We start from the raw sequence: 19,527 nt of genomic DNA on the forward strand, positions 1-19,527 counted from the left end.
TGGTGTGACGTGCTGCGTGGAGAAGGGACGGTCCGGTGCCGAAGGAGAAGGGACGGTCGCTCATCGCGAGCAACCGCAAGGCGCGCCACGACTACCACATCGAGGACACCTTCGAAGCTGGCATCGTGCTCTCCGGCACCGAGGTCAAGGCGCTGCGGATGGGCCGGGCCTCGCTCGTCGACGGATTTGCCATGTTCACGGGGGATGAGCTCTACCTCGAGAACGTCCACATCCCCGAGTACCTCAACGGGACGTGGACGAACCACGCGCCGAGGCGCAAGCGCAAGCTGCTGCTGCACCGGTCCGAGCTGGACAAGATCGCGAGCAAGACCCGCGAGAGCGGCCGGACGATCGTGCCGCTCGCGCTGTACTTCAAGGACGGCCGCGCCAAGGTCGAGATCGCCCTGGCGACCGGCAAGAAGCAGTACGACAAGCGCCACGCGCTCCGGGAGCGGCAGGACCGCCGTGATGCCGAACGGGCGATGAGTGCCAACACCCGTGGCCGGCGGACCTGATCGTCAGTACCACTTTCCGAAGGACTGGTACTCCGAGAACCCGGCGTGCACGTCGAGGGTCCCCGTCTCCCACTTGCCCCACCGGAGCCAGCCGTAGGAGTACTGGAACCGACCCATGCCATTGGCCCACCCATTCGTGTCGGCGGGGTGGCACATGTTGGCGCAGTAGTCCGCGCCCCACGCCCCGAAGGCCCGATCCGGGTCTGCATGGCCGATGGGGGAGTACTGGCTGCCGGGCAGACCGAAGTCCGTCGTTCCCAGGACGTCGTGCAGCGCCTTGTGGTCCGCGTGGAGGTACGGGGAGCCGGCTCCGGTGTCATTGAAGTAGCCACCGGCCACGATGTCCCCCTCCGACTGCGTCGGCAGGAGGGTGCGGAGCTGGCGGGCGTTCTCCAGGGCCCAGATGACCTTGTCCCTGGTGAGCTGGCCGTCCCCGAGGTCGAAGACGAAGCGGGCGCTGCGCGGCCCGATGGCAACGTCGACGTAGTCAGCCGGCTGGCTCGACCCATCCTCGACGAGGTGGGTCGGGGTCGGCAGGGTTCGCCCGTTCCAGGTGATCGACTGCCCCTGATGGCGCTCCACCTGACCCATGGGGTCGTCGGGACCAGCCAGGCGGTTGAGGAACTCGTGCCAGCTCGCGACCCGGTGGTCGCGGCATCGGTCCGAGAAGCGCAGGCCGGTCGGCTGTGGCTGAGGCAGGAACTCCTGGTTCATCCACGTGGTCGAGACCGGCCGGCCAGTGCAGTTGGAGGTCGCCTCGCCCCGGGTCAACAGGATGAACACGTCATAGCGCCCCGGGGTCGCCGGCAGGAGCGAGCCGGCGGACATGTTGTCGTCCGGGTGGACCTCCGGCACGTAGCGCAACACCGGCGCGTCAGCGGTGCCGACGTACCACGAGAGCCGGCGCGCCTCATCCGTCGTGGCTCGGGGGGACCTCGCCTGACCGGCATCGAGCAGGACGGGTCCACCCTTGAAGCCCGCGAGTGCACCAGCGGACAGGGCGTCCGCGAAGCCCAGGCCCGTCGCGAGGACGACCGTCGACGCCGTTCCGGTGAACGCGCTCCGCGACAGAGCCGCGGCGGTCTCGTAGCGGTTGGCGCCGCTGACCCGACGAACAGTGCCCCCCGTCGCGGACGCGATGGCCGCCCGGACCCCGTCGCTGATCACGTCAGCGCCGCCGACGATGACCGTCGTCTTCGGACGGGTGCGGGCGAGCTCGCGTGCGGTGGCCGGGGGCAGGCTGGTCGATGTGGCCAGCAGGAGGGAGCCCTTCTGGTGTGCAGCGACCGGCCCAGCGGCCAGGGCATCCGGGAAGTTGGCGCCGGTGGCGACGAAGGCGATCGTCGGGATCGTGGTGTCTGCGCGAGCCAGCGCTGCGGCCGTCTCGAAGCGGTTTGCCCCGGCGACCCTCCTGATCGTCGCCTTGGGCACCGCTTGTGCAATCGCCGACTGCACCGATGACGACACCACCCCGGTGCCGCCGACCACGATGACCTCAGTTGGCGCGAGACGGAGGAGCTCCTGGCGGGTCACGGACGGCAGGCCCGTCCCGCGGGTCAGCAGGAGCGGTGCGCTGTGGTGTGCGGCCGCCCGGGACGCGGCGAGACCATCGGGGAAGTTCTCCCCCGTCGCCACGTACACCCGGGCGCTTCCCGACGGATGGCCCGCGGCCGAGATCTGGGCGGCGGTCGAGTAACGGTCTGGCCCGGCGAGCCGGCTGGGCTTCCGGTCGGTGACCGATGCCAGCGTGGTGAGGGCGCCGGGCGTGACCACCGTCGTACCGCCAGCGGCGTGGAGTGTCCCGACACTGCGGTTGACGGAGGGAGTCGCCTGCACTCCAGCGACGAGCGACCGGTCCGCGGTACTCGACGCCACCGGTTTGTCGAGAACGGTGCTGCGCGAGCGCACCCGGGTGTCGGTGGCCTCCTCGGGGGGAGGCAGCTCGCGCCTCGCCACATCGGGTACCGACGGGGACCCCGGAGCCGGCGAGGGCGTTGGCGTGGGGACCGGCTGGGCAGATCCCTCGGCTGTCCCCACAGCGATGAGCGCAAGTGCTGCGATCAGTGCGGCGCCCAGTGCGCGCGCAGGCCGATGTGAGCGATTCACTTCTTCCCCGATTCCCCTCAATGCCAAACACGTCGAGCGGACGAACCGCCGAACGTCGACCACCCTCGGTCTAGGATAGGGACAAGCCAGCCGACTGCGGCGGCACTATCGCGGAACTGTGATCTTGGGGACATAAAAGGTGCGAAAGCGACAACGGTGGCTCTCGGCCTTGGCGGCTGTCGTTGGGGCCTGCTGGCTCGTCCTGCTCGTGCCAGCCGGGTCGGCGAGCGGCGTGGGCGACGAGGCCATGGAGCGGTTCGCCGTGGTCTACGACCTGCAGCCGGACGGCAGCGTGCACGTCTCCGAGACGATCACCTGGCGCTTCCCGTCCGGCGAGCAGAGACGCGGGATCTTCCGCAACATCGTCGTGCGGATGGGCTACCAGGACCAAGCGGGCAAGTACCGCTTCTTCGACCTCACCGATGTCGCGGTGAGCAGCCCGACTGGTGCCCCGGCCGACTTCAAGGTCAGTGACAACGGTGCGGCCCAGGAGATCCGGATCGGCAATCCGAACGAGTGGACCGAGGGCACCCAGGTCTACGAGGTGCGCTACACCCTGCACAACGTCCTCAACCCGATCACCGGCACCGGCGGCAACCCGGACACGGTGGAGTTCCACTACAACGTCTTCGGCAGCAACGAGCTGACTCCTCGGGAGCGTGTCAACGTCGTCGTCAACGCGCCGGCTCCCTCGACGCAGGTGGCCTGCTTCAAGGGCGAGACCGGCAGCGACACACAGTGCCAGGCCAAGGCCGGCAGCCCGACGACCTTCGCCGCCATGGGTCTCGCGCCCGGTGAGGCCATGACCGTCATCGCGGGATTCCCGGCCGCGGCCTTCGACAACCCCCAGCCGGACGTCCGCGACGGCAACGCCGAATCGACCGTCGGCGGGGGCGCCGCGACGGCTGCCAACGCCGCCGCGACGGCTGCCGGTATCGCGGCACCGGTCCTCGCGATCGCCATCATGGGGGCCCTCGTCTGGACGCGCGGCCGAGACGAGCGGTACGCCGGCCTCACCCCCGGGCTCACGCCGTCGGTCACCGACCGGGAGTCGCACCCGACCACACGAGGGGGACCGGACACGGTTGCAGTCCAGTTCCATCCGCCCGCCGGGGTGCCGCCGGGACTCGTCGGCACGATCATCGACGAGCGGGCGAACCCCATCGACGTGTCCGCGACGGTGATCGACCTCGCCGTGCGGGGGTACCTGCGCATCGAAGAGCTCGAGGGCGGCAGCATGTTCAAGCGGACGGACTGGAACCTCGTCCGCCTCAACCCTCCGGCCAACGACACGCTGCTGCCCTACGAGCGCCGGCTGCTCGACGGCATCTTCAGCACCCGAGGAGAGCTCGTCGCGCTCTCGGACCTGAAGAACACCTTCGCCACCACGCTGCGCAGGATCCAGTCGGACATGTACGGCGAAGTCGTCACCCGGCACTGGTTCCGTTCGTCCCCGCAGATCCAGCGCGGCTTGTGGCAGGGCCTCGGCATCGTTCTCGCCGTCATCGGCGGGATGATCCTGTTCTACGGTCAGGGCGCGATCACGGCACTCCTCGGGTCGGGGTTCACCGGTGGGGCCGTGCTCGGCATCGGCCTGCTCCTTGCGGGCGCCATCGTCTGGTTCCTCGGCGGCAAGATGGCCGCGAAGACTGCGGAGGGCTCGGCCGTGCTCGCGCAGTCGCTCGGGTTCAAGGAGTACCTCACGACCGCCGAGGCGGGGCAGATCGCCTTCGAGGAGGCGAGCAACATCTTCAGCCGCTACCTGCCCTACGCCGTCGTCTTCGGCGTCGCCGACCGGTGGGCACGCACCTTCGCGGACGTCGCCCAGGCGGCCGAGGCGGCCGGCCAGCCGCTCCTCATGCCGTCCTGGTACCTGTGGAGCGGTGCGGCCTTCCCCGACTTCGGCAGCATCGCCAGCGGTGTTGAAAGCTTCTCGACGACCTCGACGGGGACCTTCACGTCCACGCCCGGCTCGTCCGGGAGCTCGGGATTCTCCGGAGGCGGCGGCTTCAGCGGCTCCGGTGTGGGAGGGTCCTCCTCCGGCTCCTGGTGAGGGTCAGCCGCCGCGCGCTCGCCGGCTGAGCTCCCGGTCCAGGGTGATCGCCGCGTTGATGAGGGCGAGGTGCGTGAACGCCTGCGGGAAGTTGCCGATCTGCTCTCCGCTCAGCGCGATCTCTTCCGAGTACAGGCCGAGGTGGTTGGCGTAGGTCAGCATCTTCTCGAAGGTGATGCGCGCCTTGTCGAGCCGGCCGGCCCCGGCGAGTGCCTCCACATACGTGAAGGTGCACAGCGAGAACGTGCCCTCTGAACCGCGCAGGCCGTCCGGCGACGCTTCGGGGTCGTACCGGTAGACGAGGCTGTCGGTGACGAGCTCCTCGTCCATCGCGTCGAGGGTGGACTGCCACATCGGGTCCGTCGGGCTGATGAAGCCGAGGGCGGCCATGCGCAGGAGGGACGCATCGAGCACGTGCGTGTCGAAGTGCTGCACGAACGCCTGCCGATCCGCACTCCAGCCCTTCTCCATGATCTGCCGGAACACCGCGTCCCGTGCGGCCGTCCAGTTCTCGATGGACGCTGGCCACCCTCGCTGGGTGGCCAGGCGGATGCCGCGGTCGAAGGCGACCCAGCTCATCAGGCGGCCGTAGGTGAAGTGCTGCCGCCCGCCGCGGGTCTCCCAGATGCCCTCCTCGGGCTGGTCCCAGTGGTCGACGAGCCAGTCGAGGACGGCGCAGACCTTGAGCCACCCCGCATAGTTCACCTGGAAGCCGCGTTGGTCCGCTGAGTACAGGCTGTCCATCATCTCGCCATAGATGTCGAGCTGCAGCTGGTCGGCGGCCCCGTTGCCGATCCGGACCGGGAAGGAATCGCGGTAGCCCGCCCAGTGCTCGAGACTCTCCTCGCTCAGCTCGCTGGACCCGTCGACGCGGTACATGATGTTCAGCGGCGCCCCGCCGTTCGTCTTGGTGTCCAGAACGCGCTCGCGCATCCACACGCCGAACGCAACGGCCTCCTCCATGAAGCCGAGCGCGAGCAGCGCGTACACCGAGAACGACGCGTCGCGGACCCACGTGAACCGGTAGTCCCAGTTGCGTTCGCCACCGATCTGCTCCGGCAGCGCGGCCGTCGGCGCGGCGACCAGTCCACCACTTGGCGCGTAGGTCATCAACTTGAGGGTGATGGCGGACCGGTTGACCATCTCCCGCCAGCGCCCCGTGTAGGTGGACTGCTCAAGCCATGTCGTCCAGAACTCCACGGTGCTGTTGAACAGGTCCCACACCTGCGCAACGCGCATCATGCGCGCCTCGCTCGACCCGACGTCGAGGACCATCCCGCGCGCCTCGCCGGTGCGCAGGGTCAGCTCGACACGCACGTCGCCGGACTCATCCGCGGCACCGCGACCCAGCTGCTCGTCCTCCGGTTCCCGGACGATGCTGACTGCCATCGTGGTGCTCGTTCCGCGGAAGACGACCCCGCCCTCGCTCACCTGCGTCTCGTGCGGCTCCCGGCCGTAGTCGAAGCGCGGGGCGATCTCGATGTCGAACGTCATCTCCCCGCGGATGCATCGCAGCATCCGCACGATCCGGTGGTGTTCCGCCGGCTCTCGCGCACTCGCCACGGGCATGAAGTCGACCACCTCGCCGACACCCGCTTCGGTCAGGTACCTCGTGACGAGGACCGCCGTGTCGGGAAAGTAGAGCTGCTTGGTGGTGAAGGCGTCGCCGGTCGGTCGGATGCGAAAGTACCCGCCCTTGTCCTTGTCAAGCAGGGCCCCGAACACGCTCGGGGAGTCGAACCGGGGTGCGCAGAACCAGTCGATGGAACCCTCCGTCGACACCAGGGCCGAGGTCTGGAGGTCCCCGATCAGCCCGTGGTCCTCGATGAGCGGGTATCCGTCCTTCATGACGTGCCTCCTCGTCGGGTGCTCACCGATTCTTGGGCGGGCCGTCGTGACGCAGCATCATCCTGACCGGGTGAACCTGCCCGACATGCCCCGCATCGCACCAGACGCCGCCCTACAGTCGTCCCATGGTGCTGAGCCGCTGGCAGCGACTGACCGAGTGGCCGTTGGTCGCCGCGGCCGTCGTCTTCACCGTGGTCTACGCGTGGTTGGTGATCACGAACGTGCAGCCGCCCGATGACTCGCTGCCGCGTCTGGTCCTCGCCCTGATCTGGCTGCTCTTTGCCGCGGAGTACGCCGTCTGCGTGGTGCTCGCCCGACCCCGCGGCGAATGGGTTCGCACCCACCTGGGCCATCTCGGCGCCGTCGTGGTACCCACGCTGCGCCCGCTGCTCCTCCTGCGGCTGCTGCGGCTGTTCCCGTCGCTCCGCGCCGAGACGGCAGGAGCAGTGCGGACCCGCCTGTCGATCTACGGTGTGGCGACCACCGCACTGCTGGCCTTCATGGGTGCGCTCGCCGTGCTCGACGCCGAGCAGAACGCACCGGGGGCCAACATCCGTCACTTCGGTGATGCCCTCTGGTGGGTCGCAGTGACGGTCACGTCGGTCGGCTACGGCGACTACTACCCGATCACCGGGAACGGTCGATGGGTGGCGACGGTCCTGATGTTCGGCGGGCTGGTGCTGCTCGGCGCCGTGGCCGCGACTCTCTCGTCCTGGCTCATCGACCACGTTCGCAGTCGGCAGCGCAGGTCCGACGCGGATGGTTCGTCCCAGGGCCCCTGGTGAGGGTGTCGACCGCCGGGTAGGACAGGGGTATGGCCAAGGATCCGCACGCGCTCCTCGAGCCGTACCGTCGCAAGCGTGACTTCGGCCGGACGCCCGAGCCATCGGGCAGCGGAGCCAGGTCGGCGTCGCCGTCCGAGGACGGGCTGCGCCGCTTCGTCGTGCAGCGCCATCGGGCCCGTCGCCTCCACTACGACTTCCGCCTCGAGATGGACGGGGTGCTGGCGAGCTGGGCGGTACCCAAGGGTCCGACCCTCGACCCGGACGTGCGCCGCCTCGCCGTCCACGTCGAGGACCACCCCATGGAGTACGAGCTCTTCGAGGGCGTCATCCCGGCGGGGGAGTACGGCGGTGGCGACGTCATCGTCTGGGACCGCGGGACGTGGCGACCGCACGACACCGAGGACCCGGCAGCGGCGGTGCGCACGGGCGAGCTGCACCTGGACCTGTTCGGCGAGCGGCTTCGCGGCCGGTTCGCCCTGGTGCGCACCGGCCGCCCCGAACGCCCCTCGGACAAGGAGCAGTGGCTCCTCCTGCACAAGCATGACGCCGATGCCGTCAGCGGCTGGGACGCAGAGGACCACCCGACATCCGTTCTCAGCGGCCGCACGAACGACGAGGTCAAGGCGGCACCGGACCGGCTCTGGCGCTCGGACCTGCCGGCCGCCGAGGCCTCCGTGCCTGCAGACAACCAGCCCGGCGCCGGCCCGAGCGAGGACGATCTGGCGGCACTCGCCGACCTCGGTCGCCAAGGGACATGGGAGGTCTTTGGACGGACGCTCAAGGTCACCAACCTCGACAAGGAGCTGTTCCCCGCCCGACCCGGCGAGGAGCCGGTGACGAAGCGCGAGCTGCTCGCCTACGCAGCCCGGATCGCACCGGTCCTGCTGCCCTACCTGCGCGATCGTGCCCTCAACATGCATCGCTATCCCGACGGTGCGGCCCGGAAGGGCTTCTGGCACAAGGAGATCCCCGACCACGCCCCTGAATGGATCCGCCGCTGGCACAACGAGCAGGCAGATCCCGATGAGACCCAGCACTACGTTGTCGTCGACGAGCCGGCGACGCTCGTCTGGGTCGCTGGCTTCGGGGCGCTCGAGTGGCACCCGTGGACCTCGCCCACAGATGCGCCCGATCGGCCGTCCTACGTCCTGTTCGACATCGACCCGGGTGAGCGCACGTCTTGGGACGAGGTGGTCGAGCTTGCGCGCCTGCACCGCACGGCCTTCGAGCACCTGAACCTGCGGGCCTATCCCAAGGTGACCGGGCGGCGCGGCATCCAGGTGTGGGTGCCGATCGCCCGCGGTCCCGGTTTCGACGAGACGCGCGACTGGGCCGAGAGGGTCTCCAGGACGATCGGCGCTGTCCAGCCGGAGCTCGTCAGCTGGAAGTGGCAGAAGCGCGATCGACGCGGCCTGGCCCGTCTGGACTACACGCAGAACGCCGTCAACAAGACGCTCGTCGCGCCGTACAGTCCCCGGGCCTCGGCCGGTGCACCCGTGTCGGCTCCCATCACCTGGGACGAGCTCGACGACCCGGCCCTGCGCCCCGATCGGTTCACCATCCGGACCGTGCTCGACCGACTCGAGCAGCGCGGAGACCTCTTCCGCGGGGTCCTCGCCCAGGACCAGGCCCTGCCGGTCCTCCGCTGAGGTCACTGCTGCGTCGTCCTCGACAATCGAGCCGGGGCGCGATGGTCGGCGCCACCCGGAGCGATGTCCCACCGACAACCGAGCCGGGGCGCGAAAGGCGGAGCGACCGCTCAGACGCGGCAGCGACGTCAGCTGATGACGACGAGGAGGTCGCCACCTTCGACCTGCTGCTGTGCCGCTATCGCCAGCCGGGAGACGGTGCCGGCCGTTGGTGTCGTGATGTTGGCCTCCATCTTCATCGCCTCGATCGTCGCGACGACTCCTCCGGCCTCGACCGTGTCGCCGTCCGAGACGGTGAGGGTCACGACGCCGGCGAACGGTGCCGCGACCTGGCCGGGGACCCCCGGATCGGCCTTCTCGGCGGACTTGACGTCCGCTTCGACCGACCGGTCCCGCACCTGAATCGGCCGGAACTGCCCGCCCAGCGTGCACATCACGGTGCGCAGACCCTTGGAGTCGGCCTCGCCGATCGACTGGACGCCGATGATGAGGCGCTTGCCCTGCTCGATGTCGACCTCGTACTCCTCGCCGCTGACGAGGCCGTGGAGGAACTCGACGGTGCCCAGAAGGGAGAGGTCGCCGTAGGCCTCTCGGGAGGCTTCGAACTCCTTGGCCGGGGCGGGGAAGAGCAGGTGGTTCAGGGCGCGGCGTGGCTCGTCCGCCAACGCCTGCTCCTGCTCGGGCGTCAGCTCCGTGAGGCGCGGCTTGGCCTGGCGTCCCGCGAGGGCCTTGGTCCGGAACGGCTCGGGCCACCCGCCAGGCGGGTCACCCAGCTCACCGTTGAGGAAGCCGATGACCGAGTCCGGGATGTCGTACTTCTGCGGCTCCGACTCGAACTCCGCCGGGTCGGCACCGGCCCCCACGAGCGCGAGCGCGAGGTCGCCGACGACCTTGCTGCTCGGCGTCACCTTGACGAGGTTGCCGAGGATCCGGTTGGCCGCGGCGTACATGTCCTCGATCGCCTCGAACCGGTCACCGAGGCCGAGGGCGATGGCCTGCTGGCGCAGGTTGGACAGCTGCCCGCCCGGGATCTCGTGGAAGTAGACGCGACCGGTGGGCGATTCCAGACCGGACTCGAAGGGCCGATAGAGGTGCCGGGTCGCCTCCCAGTAGGGCTCGAGGGCGAAGACGTTCTGGATGTCGAGTCCGGTGGGCCGGTCGGTGTGGTCGGTCGCGGCGACGAGGGCGGACAGCGGCGGCTGGGACGTCGTCCCGGCCATGGTGGCGGTGGCGGCGTCGACGGCGTCGACTCCGGCACCGATCGCAGCGAGCAGCGTGCCGATCTGCCCACCGGCGGTGTCATGCGTGTGCAGGTGGACCGGAAGGTCGAAGCGCTCCCGGAGGGCGGTGACCAGCCGCGCTGCTGCCGGGGCCCGCAGCAGCCCGGCCATGTCCTTGATGGCGAGGACGTGCGCCCCCGTCTCGACGATTGCCTCCGCGAGCCGCAGGTAGTAGTCGAGGGTGTAGAGCTTCTCGTCCGGTGAGAGCAGGTCGCCGGTGTAGCAGAGTGCCACCTCGGCGACTGCCGTCCCCGTCTCGAGAACAGCCTCGACCGCCGGCCGCATCTGCGCCACGTCGTTGAGCGAGTCGAAGATGCGGAAGATGTCGAGCCCGGTGCGGGCGGCCTCGCGGACGAACGCGTCGGTGACGGCGGTGGGGTACGGCGTGTAGCCCACGGTGTTGCGCCCTCGCAGGAGCATCTGGAGCGGCACGTTGGGCATCGCCTCGCGGAGCGCCGCGAGACGCTCCCACGGGTCCTCGGCGAGGAACCGGAGCGCGACGTCGTAGGTCGCACCGCCCCACGCCTCGACGGACAGCAGCTGGGGCGTCAGGTGGGCGACGTGACCGGCGACGTGGAGCAGGTCGCGGGTGCGCATCCGGGTGGCGAGGAGCGACTGGTGGGCATCCCGGAAGGTCGTGTCCGTCACGCCCACCTCGGGCCGCTCGCGCAGACGCCGGGCGAACTCGGCGGGACCGACCTCGAGGAGCAGGTCACGGGCTCCCCGCGGCATCGGCTCGTCCGGGAGCGCAGGCAGCTTCTCGCGGGGGCGCACCCTCGTCGTCGCGGGGCCGTACGGCTGGTTGACGGTGACGTCGGCGAGGTAGGTGAGCAGTCTGGTCGCCCGGTCGGCCGAGACCTTGGCGGTCAGCAGCTCGGGGCGCTCGTCGATGAACGAGGTCGTCGCCCGGCCGTCCCGGAAGGCGGGGTCCGCGAGCACGGCCTGCAGGAACGGGATGTTCGTCGCCACCCCCCGGATGCGGAACTCCGCGAGGGCCCGCTGTGCCCGGCGCACTGCAACGGGAAAGGTGCGTCCGCGGCACGTCAGCTTCACCAGCATCGAGTCGAAGTGGGCACTGACCTCCGCGCCGACGAAGATCGTGCCGCCGTCGAGTCGGACCCCGCTCCCCCCTGCGGACCGGTAGGTCGTGATGGTGCCGGCATCGGGGCGGAACCCGTTGGCCGGGTCCTCCGTCGTGATCCGGCACTGCAGCGCGAAGCCGCGCGGCACGACGTCCTCCTGCCGGATCCCCAGGCTCTCCAGCGTCTCGCCCGAAGCGAGCTGCAGCTGCAGGACGACGAGGTCGATGTCCGTGATCTCCTCGGTGACCGTGTGCTCCACCTGGATGCGTGGGTTCATCTCGATGAAGACGTAGCGACCGTCCTCGCCGAGGAGGAACTCCACCGTGCCGGCGTTCCGGTAGCCGATCGACCGCGCGAAGTGGACTGCGTCCGCACAGATCCGCTCACGCAGCTCCGGATCGAGGTTCGGGGCGGGAGCGATCTCGACGACCTTCTGGTGCCGGCGCTGCACCGAGCAGTCACGCTCGAAGAGGTGGACGACCTGTCCGGCCGCGTCGGCCACCACCTGGACCTCGATGTGCCGGGGGTTCTGCACAGCCTCCTCGAGGTAGAGCGTCGGGTCGCCGAAGGCGGACTCGGCCTCCCGCTGGGCGACCCGGAGTGCCTCCGCGAGCACCTCAGGACGGTCGACCCGACGCATGCCGCGTCCCCCGCCACCGGACACCGCCTTGACGAACAACGGGAAGCCGATCTCGCCGGCGGCCCCCTCCAGCTCGGAGAGGTCGGCGGTCGCCGCCGACCCGCGGAGCGTCGGCAGGCCCGCCTCGCGGGCGGCGGCGAGTGCCCGCGCCTTGTTGCCGGTCAGGTGCAGCACCGATGGCGGAGGACCGACGAACGTGATGCCGGCGCCTTCGCACGCCTCTGCCAGGCCGGGGTTCTCCGACAGGAAGCCGTAGCCCGGATAGATCGCGTCGGCGCCGGCCTCGACCGCTTGCGCCACGATCGCCTCGTGGTCGAGGTAGGCGCGGACGGGGTGACCCTGCTCGCCGATCTGGTAGGCCTCGTCGGCCTTGAGCCGGTGCTCCGACTTGCGGTCCTCGTAGGGGAACACGGCCACCGTGCGCGCGCCGAGCTCGGTCGCGGCCCGGAACGCCCGGACGGCGATCTCACCACGGTTGGCGACGAGGACCTTGCGGAACATGTGACCTCCAGGCGTCGACGGCGTGCGTCTGGCAGCCTAGTGGCGCGGCGTGCGCGTGACCCTGGCACCGAGCCCAGCGGCATACGGCCGGAATGGGTGGTGGGAATGTGTGTGGCGGCACAGTCGTTACGGAGGCATACTGTGTTCTCGCAGTAGCGGCGTTTGACAAGTGCACAGCGTGACGTGGACACCCCTCATGGGGGTGATCGGTTTCGACGGTGGTCGACACACCAGGGGAAGCGGGTCGAGGATGCAGGGTTATCTCGTTAACGCTCCTTGCAAACCAATAGGTGCCAACTCAAAGCGCACCGACTTCGCCCTCGCCGCCTGAGCGAGCCCCGAAGTCCGTCAGCCTGAGCTAGTTTCCGACTCAGTGCCTGGCGTCAGCTAGGAAACTTGCTGCGTGGTCATGTTGGGGGGCCGCGCGGGACTCTCACTCAACTGGGCCTGTCAGGGAACGTGTGCGCGCGAGCCCTGGGGCCGAGAAAAGCCATAGCGCACTGCACCCGGAGAAGTCCTGGTCTCTCGTCATCGGACGCGGGTTCAATTCCCGCCACCTCCACCACTTCGTGGTGGCCACGTCACGCTGTGCCGTATGCCGCTGGGCCGGGTCCCAGCCCGGACGTGCCTTCCCGCTTAGGGTGGGACCGTGCTGCGTGACCCGGACCTGATACCCGAGCCGTGGCGCTGGCGGCAGAGGTTCCGGCCGCACCCCTTGGTGGCGCTGCCGCTCTTTCCCCTCGTCGGGTTCCTGGTCATGCTCGCCCGCGCGATCGACGAACCCAGCGTCCAGGCTTGGGTCTGGGTGGCGCACCTGCTCGCACTGACTCTCGTCGCGTCCGTCGCGTCGCCGTGGCACCTGCCGCGGCGGCCGATCCACGACCCGGTCGGGCGGACCATCACGTTCCCCGCCCGCGCCCGGCTCGGGCTGATGCCCCTCGGGCTCGTCATCTGGGGCGTGGTGCTGCTCGTCCACTTCGAGCTGATGCGCCTGCTCGTCGTCGACCGACAGATCCGCTTCGGGGAGATCGACGTGCCGTGGTGGCTGACGCTGCCCACGGGTTTCGTGATGATCGCGCTCGGGCTGTCCGTCGCACGCCCGCCGGAGCTGCACCAGCTCATGGTCGGGGTCGACGGCCTGCACTTCGTGCACGGCAGGCAGGGCTTCTCGGCGCAATGGGACCACATGCTGCGGATCGTGCCCACCCTCGAGCACCGGGTGCACCGCTGCCTCGAGGTGCACGGTCCCGGCCTCGTCGCCCGCGACGAGCACGGGCATCGCGGGCGGCCGACCGTCAATGCAGACGTGCTCGACTCGGACGCGGTGCGCCTGTGGCTGACCCTCGAGCACTACTACCGGCATCCCGCCGACCGCGAGGAGCTGGGCACGTCAGTGTGCCGGCAGCGTCGCGCGCAGTGGCGCCGGGTGTTGCCGCGCGAGATGGTCTGAGCAGCTGGCCAGACCCCCTGGCGTCGTGCCGGGGTCGCCGCCGGTCAGGCAGTGCCGCCCTTGGTGGCAGCCTCATGCGCGAGCTGCTCCTTGACCGGGCCCATGTCGAGCGCCTTGACCTGCTCGATGACGTTCTGCAGCGCAGACTGGGGCAGGGCGCCGGGCTGCGAGAAGACGAGCACACCCTCCTTGAACGCCATCAGCGTCGGGATCGAGGTGATGTTGGCGGCGCCGGCGAGCGCCTGCTCGGCCTCCGTGTCGACCTTGCCGAAGACGATGCCCTCGTTGTCGGTCTCATCCGATGCCGCGTCGTAGACGGGGGCGAACTGACGGCACGGCCCACACCACGCCGCCCAGAAGTCCACGAGGACGATGTCGTTGTCGAGGACCGTGCGCTCGAACGTCTCTGCGGTCAGCTCAGTGGTTGCCATGTCTCTCCCAACGGTTGGTGCGTGGATCGTTATTCCGGTGCCGTATGCCGCTCAGCGCAGTTCCCAGGTCACCGTGACGCTCGCGGTGAGCTCGAGATCACCGCCCTCCACCGGCATGCCAGCCGACGAGTCCATGGCCGCCATGGCCATCATGCGGCGGCCCGGCTGGATCGGGGCCGCCCCGGACTCGGCCACTCCGAGGACGGTGCCGACCTCGGAACCGGACAGGGCGGCATACTGCTCGGCCTTGGCGCGCGCCTCGGCGAAGGCGGCGTCCCGGGCGCGGGCCAGCCCGTCGGAGCGGTCGTCGACGTCGAGGCGGACCTGGTCGACGAGCAGGGCATTGCCGACCTCCGAAGCGGCCGCCTCGAGGATCTCGCCGACCTGGTCGAGCCGGCGCACGGTGACGCCGAGCCGCTGCTGGGCCGTGAAGCCCACCGGGGTGCCGGTGTTGTCGTACCGCTGGCTGACATTGGCGTCGAGGGTCCGGATGTCCCGGTCGGGCACGCCTTGGTCGCGGACCACCCGGCCGACCGCTGTGATCCCCTTCGAGGCGCCGGTGAGGGCGGCGGCCACGTCCTGCGCGTCGTGGCCGATGCGCAGGTCGAGGCGGACGACGTCGGGGCTGACGGCCGCGCGGCCGGTCCCGATGACGGTGACGGTGCGCTTGGGCATGATCCCAACCTAACCCGCGGGGCCCGCCTCGGGCCGGTTCGTAGACTGCCGCTGACGTGGCGGGCGGTGTGGCTGCGGGTTTGGCAGCGGATGTGGCAGCGGATGTGGCGGGGGAGACGGCGGGCCGGATGGCGACGAGTGGACGGCGATTCTGGGTGGCGACGGCCGCCCTGTCCGTGGTCACGCACCTGGCGGTCCTCTACTGGCCGTCCGTCACCGTCACGGGCCCGGTGTCCTGGACGGACAAGGCCGTGCACGTTCTCGTCTTCGCGCTCCCGACCTATCTGGTGGGACGCGTCGTCGGCAGACCGGTGCTGGTCGCGCTGCTGTTCGCGGCCCACGCCCTGGTCAGCGAGCTCACCCAGTACCTGCTCCTGCCGGGTCGCACCGGCGACCCCTGGGACGTCGTTGCGGATCTTGCCGGCGTCATGCTGGCGACCGCGGCGCTCATGGTCGGAGCACGGTCCGGCCGCTGGTAAACTCGACTGGTCCGGCTCCGATCCATCTCGGGGCGCCGGACGAGCCAGGTCGCCGAGTCGCGAATCGACTGGCTCACCACCGCGTGGCACCGATGCCCACCCGGTGCACAAGGGCGCAGCTGCTGCGCTGAGGCTCGTCTGCCAGGTCGTGTTGTGACTCACGGCTCGAGACGAAGTCTGCTCGAGTCGAAGAGAGTTGAATACGCAATGCCCAAGAAGCCCACGTCCCGCGCGCCCAAGAAGGCTCGTTGGACCCCCGCCCAGAAGAAGGCGCGAGCCGCCGCTGCCACCACCAAGCCGCACCGGGGTCGCGAAGGGGGTCGCGAGGAAGGTCGTGGCGCCGGACAGAAGGCCGGCACGTGGACATCACGTCCTGCCACCTCGTCGCGGAGCCACGCGGGAGGTCGTGAATGGCGCCCACGGCGCGACGAGCACCGCTCCCACGACCGGCGGGACGACCGCGGGGGTTACGACCGGCGGGACGACCGCGGCGGCTACGACCGTCGGGACGACCGCGGGGGTTACGACCGTCGCGACGAGAACCGTCGGGATGACCGCGGCGGCTACGACCGTCGCGACTCCTGGCGTCAGCGCGACACCGGCCGCGAGCGGTTCGCTCCGTCCTCGTTCGAGGAGGCCGAGGCCGAGCGACTCGAGGCCGACGCGTGGACGAAGGCCACCCGCACACCGGTTTCCGACGGCCCCGTCGAGGTTGGCGCGGACAACGGCTTCGCGGCCCTCGGTCTGCCGGAGCGGCTCGTCGAACGCCTGGCCCGTGACGGGATCACCGATCCCTTCCCGATCCAGGCCGCGACGATCCCCGACGCCCTGGCCGGCAAGGATGTCCTCGGTCGCGGCCGGACCGGATCGGGCAAGACGCTTGCCTTCGGTCTTCCCCTGATCGCCCGACTCCTCGACCTCGGCCTGCGCAGGGCGCCGCGTCGCCCCCATGCGCTCGTGCTGGTGCCGACGCGCGAGCTCGCCATGCAGGTCTCGGATGCGCTCGAGCCGCTCGTGCACGTCGTCGGGCTGCGCCACAAGCTCGTGGCGGGTGGGCTGAGCTACACGACGCAGATCAACGCGCTCAACAAGGGCGTCGACCTCCTCATCGCCACGCCGGGTCGGCTCAACGACCTGCTCGAGCGTGGCGCGGTGGAGCTGGACGACGTCCGGATCACCGTCCTCGACGAGGCCGACCACATGGCCGAGATGGGCTTCCTGGCCGAGATCACGACCAGCCTCGACCTCATCCCGACCGACGGCCAGCGGCTGCTCTTCTCGGCGACCCTGGACAACGGCATCGACGCCCTGGTCGAGCGTTACCTCACGGACCCGGTGGTCCATTCGACCGACGAGGCGACGGCCTCCGTGGAGACGATGGAGCACCACGTCCTGCTCATCGACCCCCAGCACAAGAAGCTCATCACGGCCGAGGTCGCGAACCGCCCGGGGCGAACCCTCGTCTTCTGCAGGACCAAGCTCGGCGCAGACCGGGTGGCGGGCCAGCTCCGCGAGCAGGGGGTGCTGGCCGCCGCGCTGCACGGCGGCCTGAGCCAGGGGGCGCGCAACCGGGTCCTCGGCGCCTTCCGGGACGGCGCCCTGCCGGTCCTCGTCGCCACGGACGTCGCCGCACGTGGAATTCACGTCGACGACGTATCCGTCGTGCTCCAGGTCGACCCGGCGGCCGACCACAAGGACTACCTGCACCGCTCCGGTCGCACGGCGCGCGCCGGTGACCGGGGCACGGTGGTGACGCTCGCGCTCCCGCACCAGCGCCGCACCATGGAACGCCAGCTGCGCGAGGCCGGTCTGGGCATCGCGCCGGTCAAGGCCGCGCCCGGCGACTCGATCATCGCGGCGACGGGAGCCACTGCGCCCACCGGCGTCCCGATCGCCGACGAGGACTTCGCACGGCTGATCGAGGGGCCAAAGCGCCACAGGCGAGGCACGGGGGCCGCTCGAGGTGCCCGACGCCCCGGCGCGGGATCGCGCGGCGGCTACCGCCCGCACCACGGCGCCGGGCACGACGAGCGCCGCGCAGACCATCGCGGGGAGCGCAGTGACCGCCGGCAGCGGGCCCCGCGTGACGGTGAGCCGCTCATCAGTCGCTGGGGTGACGACACCACGGGGCGAGAGCGTCGCCGACCGCGTTACTGATCGACGGCCCCTGGTGTGGAAGGCTTGCCCCCGTGAGCTCGACCTTCCACACCGGCCGCCTGCTCGTGGCCACCCCCTCCGTCGAAGGTGACGTGTTCCATCGCTCGGTCATCCTGATGCTGCACCACGACGATGGCGGCGCGCAGGGTGTGGTGCTCAACAAGCCTTTGTCGGCCGAGGTCGACTCCGTGCTGCCGGGATGGCAGCGCGTCGTGACGGCCCCACCGGTCCTCTTCCAGGGCGGACCGGTCGCGACGTCGTCTGCCCTGGGCATCGTCACGGTCCCTGGGGACGAGCCCGAGCCGCTCGGAGTGAAGCGACTGTTCGGCTCCATCGGCCTCGTCGACCTGGACGTCCCGACACCGGTCGTCGCGGCCGAGCTCGCCGGGATGCGGATCTTCGCCGGCTATGCGGGCTGGGAGGGCGGCCAGCTCGAGGGCGAGATCCGCCGCGGGGACTGGTACGTCGTGGACGCCGAGGTCCGGGACACGTTCACCTCCGACCCGGACGGCCTCTGGCGCGCCGTCCTCCGCCGCCAGCGCGACAGCCTGGCCTTCGTCGCCAACTTCCCCGACGACCCGTCGATGAACTGAGCCTCGCCATGCCGTATGCCGCTGAGCTCGCTCCCGAGGGCTCGCCAGCTCCCGCTCGGGTGGCCGTCATCGACAGCGGCATCGGCCTGCTCGGCTACGCGGGCGCCCTCCGGAACCTCCGGCCCGACCTGGAGCTGGTCCTGGCGCTCGACCCCGACCACATGCCATACGGTCCCCGGCCGCACGAGGAGGTCAGGGAGCTCGTCCTGGCCCTGGCGAGGTCCGCCGCGGCGTACGAGCCCACCGCCATCGTCGTCGCCTGCAACACCGCATCCGTCCACGGCCTGGCGGCACTCCGCGAGGAGTTCGAGCCCGATGTCCACATCGTCGGGACCGTCCCGGCGATCCGCCCGGCGGCCGCGACCGGCGGACCGGTGGCGATCTGGTCCACCGCCGCGACATCGTCGAGCGACTACCTGCGAGGCCTCGTCGATGCCTTCGCGTCGGACATCGAGACGCACTCGATCGCTGCGCTCGGCCTCGCCGAGGCCATCGAGCAGGCGGACCCGGAGGCGATCGACCGGAGCATTGCCGCTGCGGTTGCCGCCTCGCCCCGGAACGTGAGCGCCCTCGTCCTCGGCTGCACGCACTACGGACTCGTCGGCGACCGCATCGCGCAAGCGTGGGCCCGGCGGGCGGGGGCCGGCGTGACGATCTTCGACTCGCCGGTCGCCGTCGCACGGCAGACGCTCCGCCGCATCGGGCTCGAGCCGGATGAGCGCGCCCTCCCGAGCCCGGCGGCGCCGACCGTGCTGCTCAGCGGCCGGCCGGGTCAGCTCCCCGAGCGGCTGGCGGCATATGCCCCCGCGGCCGAGCTGCTCGGCCGATCGGACCCGCGGCCTACACTTTCGTCATGAGTGTGATGCCCCCCGACCCCTTCGAGACCCAGCCCGAGCCGCAGCCGCTGCGCAGCACCGGCACCGCGACCATCGAGCGCGAGGAGGTCCGCGAGGAGCTCCAGGAGCCCGGCGACCACGAGCGCTTCTCCCACTACGTCCGCAAGGAGAAGATCCTCGAGAGCGCGCTCAGCGGAGAGCCCGTGGTCGCTCTCTGCGGCAAGGTCTGGGTTCCCGGCCGCGACCCACAGAAGTTCCCGGTGTGTCCCGTCTGCAAGGAGATCTACGACGGCCTGCGCGACCCCCAGGACGGCGGCGACGGCGGTTCCGGCGGGGACTCTGGCGGCACGTCCTGAGTCGGCCGATCCGGCCAATACCATGCGAGCGAGGCCCCGCCCGTCAGGGCGGGGCCTCGGCATGTCGTCTCTCGAGATCGCCTACGGTGGG

The 19,527-nt window shown here is 70.3% G+C and carries 15 protein-coding genes and 1 other RNA gene; 11 read left to right on the forward strand and 5 right to left on the reverse strand.

The features are described 5' to 3' along the window. Positions 1–35: 35 nt before the first annotated feature. The gene (gene smpB, locus ABF401_RS01065) at positions 36–515 is read left to right on the forward strand and encodes an SsrA-binding protein SmpB (RefSeq protein WP_353507678.1); all 480 of its coding nucleotides are present in this window, start codon (positions 36–38) and stop codon (positions 513–515) included. Positions 516–518: 3 nt separating this feature from the next. Here the strand turns inward: smpB and ABF401_RS01070 are convergent, their stop codons facing one another. Then, a complete protein-coding gene (locus tag ABF401_RS01070) occupies positions 519–2,471 on the reverse strand; it encodes a cell wall-binding repeat-containing protein (RefSeq protein WP_353507679.1) in 1,953 nt (650 codons plus the stop codon). Positions 2,472–2,760: 289 nt separating this feature from the next. Between ABF401_RS01070 and ABF401_RS01075 the strand changes: the two genes are divergently transcribed. Beyond that, positions 2,761–4,674, forward strand: a complete 1,914-nt coding sequence (locus ABF401_RS01075) for a DUF2207 domain-containing protein (RefSeq protein WP_353507680.1) — start codon at positions 2,761–2,763, stop codon at positions 4,672–4,674. A gap of 3 nt (positions 4,675–4,677) precedes the next feature. On the opposite strand, the gene ABF401_RS01080 is transcribed toward ABF401_RS01075, so the two are convergent. Further along, complete coding sequence (locus tag ABF401_RS01080) at positions 4,678–6,522, reverse strand: glycoside hydrolase family 15 protein (RefSeq protein WP_353507681.1); 1,845 nt, start codon at positions 6,520–6,522, stop codon at positions 4,678–4,680. Between the two features lie 125 nt (positions 6,523–6,647). Here ABF401_RS01080 and ABF401_RS01085 point away from each other — a divergent pair, with 125 nt between their 5' ends. Both ABF401_RS01085 and ligD read left to right on the forward strand, forming a co-directional pair. Further along, entirely contained in the window at positions 6,648–7,307 is a 660-nt protein-coding gene (locus tag ABF401_RS01085; RefSeq protein ID WP_353507682.1) for a potassium channel family protein, read from the forward strand. 29 nt (positions 7,308–7,336) lie between these two features. Continuing rightward, on the forward strand, positions 7,337–8,956 hold the full coding sequence (gene ligD, locus ABF401_RS01090; protein WP_353507683.1) for a non-homologous end-joining DNA ligase: 1,620 nt from the start codon (positions 7,337–7,339) through the stop codon (positions 8,954–8,956). A gap of 128 nt (positions 8,957–9,084) precedes the next feature. Here ligD and ABF401_RS01095 read toward each other — a convergent pair whose 3' ends face one another. Further along, on the reverse strand, positions 9,085–12,459 hold the full coding sequence (locus tag ABF401_RS01095; RefSeq protein WP_353507684.1) for a pyruvate carboxylase: 3,375 nt from the start codon (positions 12,457–12,459) through the stop codon (positions 9,085–9,087). A 198-nt stretch (positions 12,460–12,657) separates the two neighbouring features. On the opposite strand from ABF401_RS01095, the gene ssrA reads away from it, so the two are divergent. Both ssrA and ABF401_RS01105 read left to right on the forward strand, forming a co-directional pair. Beyond that, positions 12,658–13,024, forward strand: a transfer-messenger RNA (tmRNA) gene (gene ssrA / locus ABF401_RS01100). A gap of 84 nt (positions 13,025–13,108) precedes the next feature. Next, positions 13,109–13,909, forward strand: a complete 801-nt coding sequence (locus ABF401_RS01105) for a hypothetical protein (protein ID WP_353507685.1) — start codon at positions 13,109–13,111, stop codon at positions 13,907–13,909. A 44-nt stretch (positions 13,910–13,953) separates the two neighbouring features. Here the strand turns inward: ABF401_RS01105 and trxA are convergent, their stop codons facing one another. Beyond that, positions 13,954–14,340, reverse strand: coding sequence for a thioredoxin (gene trxA / locus ABF401_RS01110; protein ID WP_353507686.1), 387 nt, complete (start codon positions 14,338–14,340; stop codon positions 13,954–13,956). A gap of 51 nt (positions 14,341–14,391) precedes the next feature. Then, on the reverse strand, positions 14,392–15,015 hold the full coding sequence (locus ABF401_RS01115; protein ID WP_353507687.1) for an SIMPL domain-containing protein: 624 nt from the start codon (positions 15,013–15,015) through the stop codon (positions 14,392–14,394). 56 nt (positions 15,016–15,071) lie between these two features. Between ABF401_RS01115 and ABF401_RS01120 the strand changes: the two genes are divergently transcribed. The 5 genes from ABF401_RS01120 (at position 15,072) to ABF401_RS01140 (ending at position 19,436) form a co-directional block, all read left to right on the forward strand. After that, positions 15,072–15,494, forward strand: coding sequence for a VanZ family protein (locus ABF401_RS01120; protein ID WP_353507688.1), 423 nt, complete (start codon positions 15,072–15,074; stop codon positions 15,492–15,494). 207 nt (positions 15,495–15,701) lie between these two features. Continuing rightward, entirely contained in the window at positions 15,702–17,651 is a 1,950-nt protein-coding gene (locus ABF401_RS01125; protein WP_353507689.1) for a DEAD/DEAH box helicase, read from the forward strand. 32 nt (positions 17,652–17,683) lie between these two features. Beyond that, a complete protein-coding gene (locus ABF401_RS01130) occupies positions 17,684–18,244 on the forward strand; it encodes a YqgE/AlgH family protein (protein ID WP_353507690.1) in 561 nt (186 codons plus the stop codon). An 8-nt stretch (positions 18,245–18,252) separates the two neighbouring features. After that, on the forward strand, positions 18,253–19,101 hold the full coding sequence (locus ABF401_RS01135) for a glutamate racemase (RefSeq protein WP_353507691.1): 849 nt from the start codon (positions 18,253–18,255) through the stop codon (positions 19,099–19,101). A 5-nt stretch (positions 19,102–19,106) separates the two neighbouring features. Further along, positions 19,107–19,436 carry a DUF3039 domain-containing protein gene (locus ABF401_RS01140; protein ID WP_353507723.1) on the forward strand — a complete coding sequence of 110 codons (330 nt, stop codon included), beginning with the start codon at positions 19,107–19,109 and terminating at the stop codon, positions 19,434–19,436. The last annotated feature ends 91 nt before the right edge of the window (positions 19,437–19,527 follow it).

Source organism: Intrasporangium sp. (assembly GCF_040414665.1).
GTDB lineage: Bacteria > Actinomycetota > Actinomycetes > Actinomycetales > Dermatophilaceae > Intrasporangium.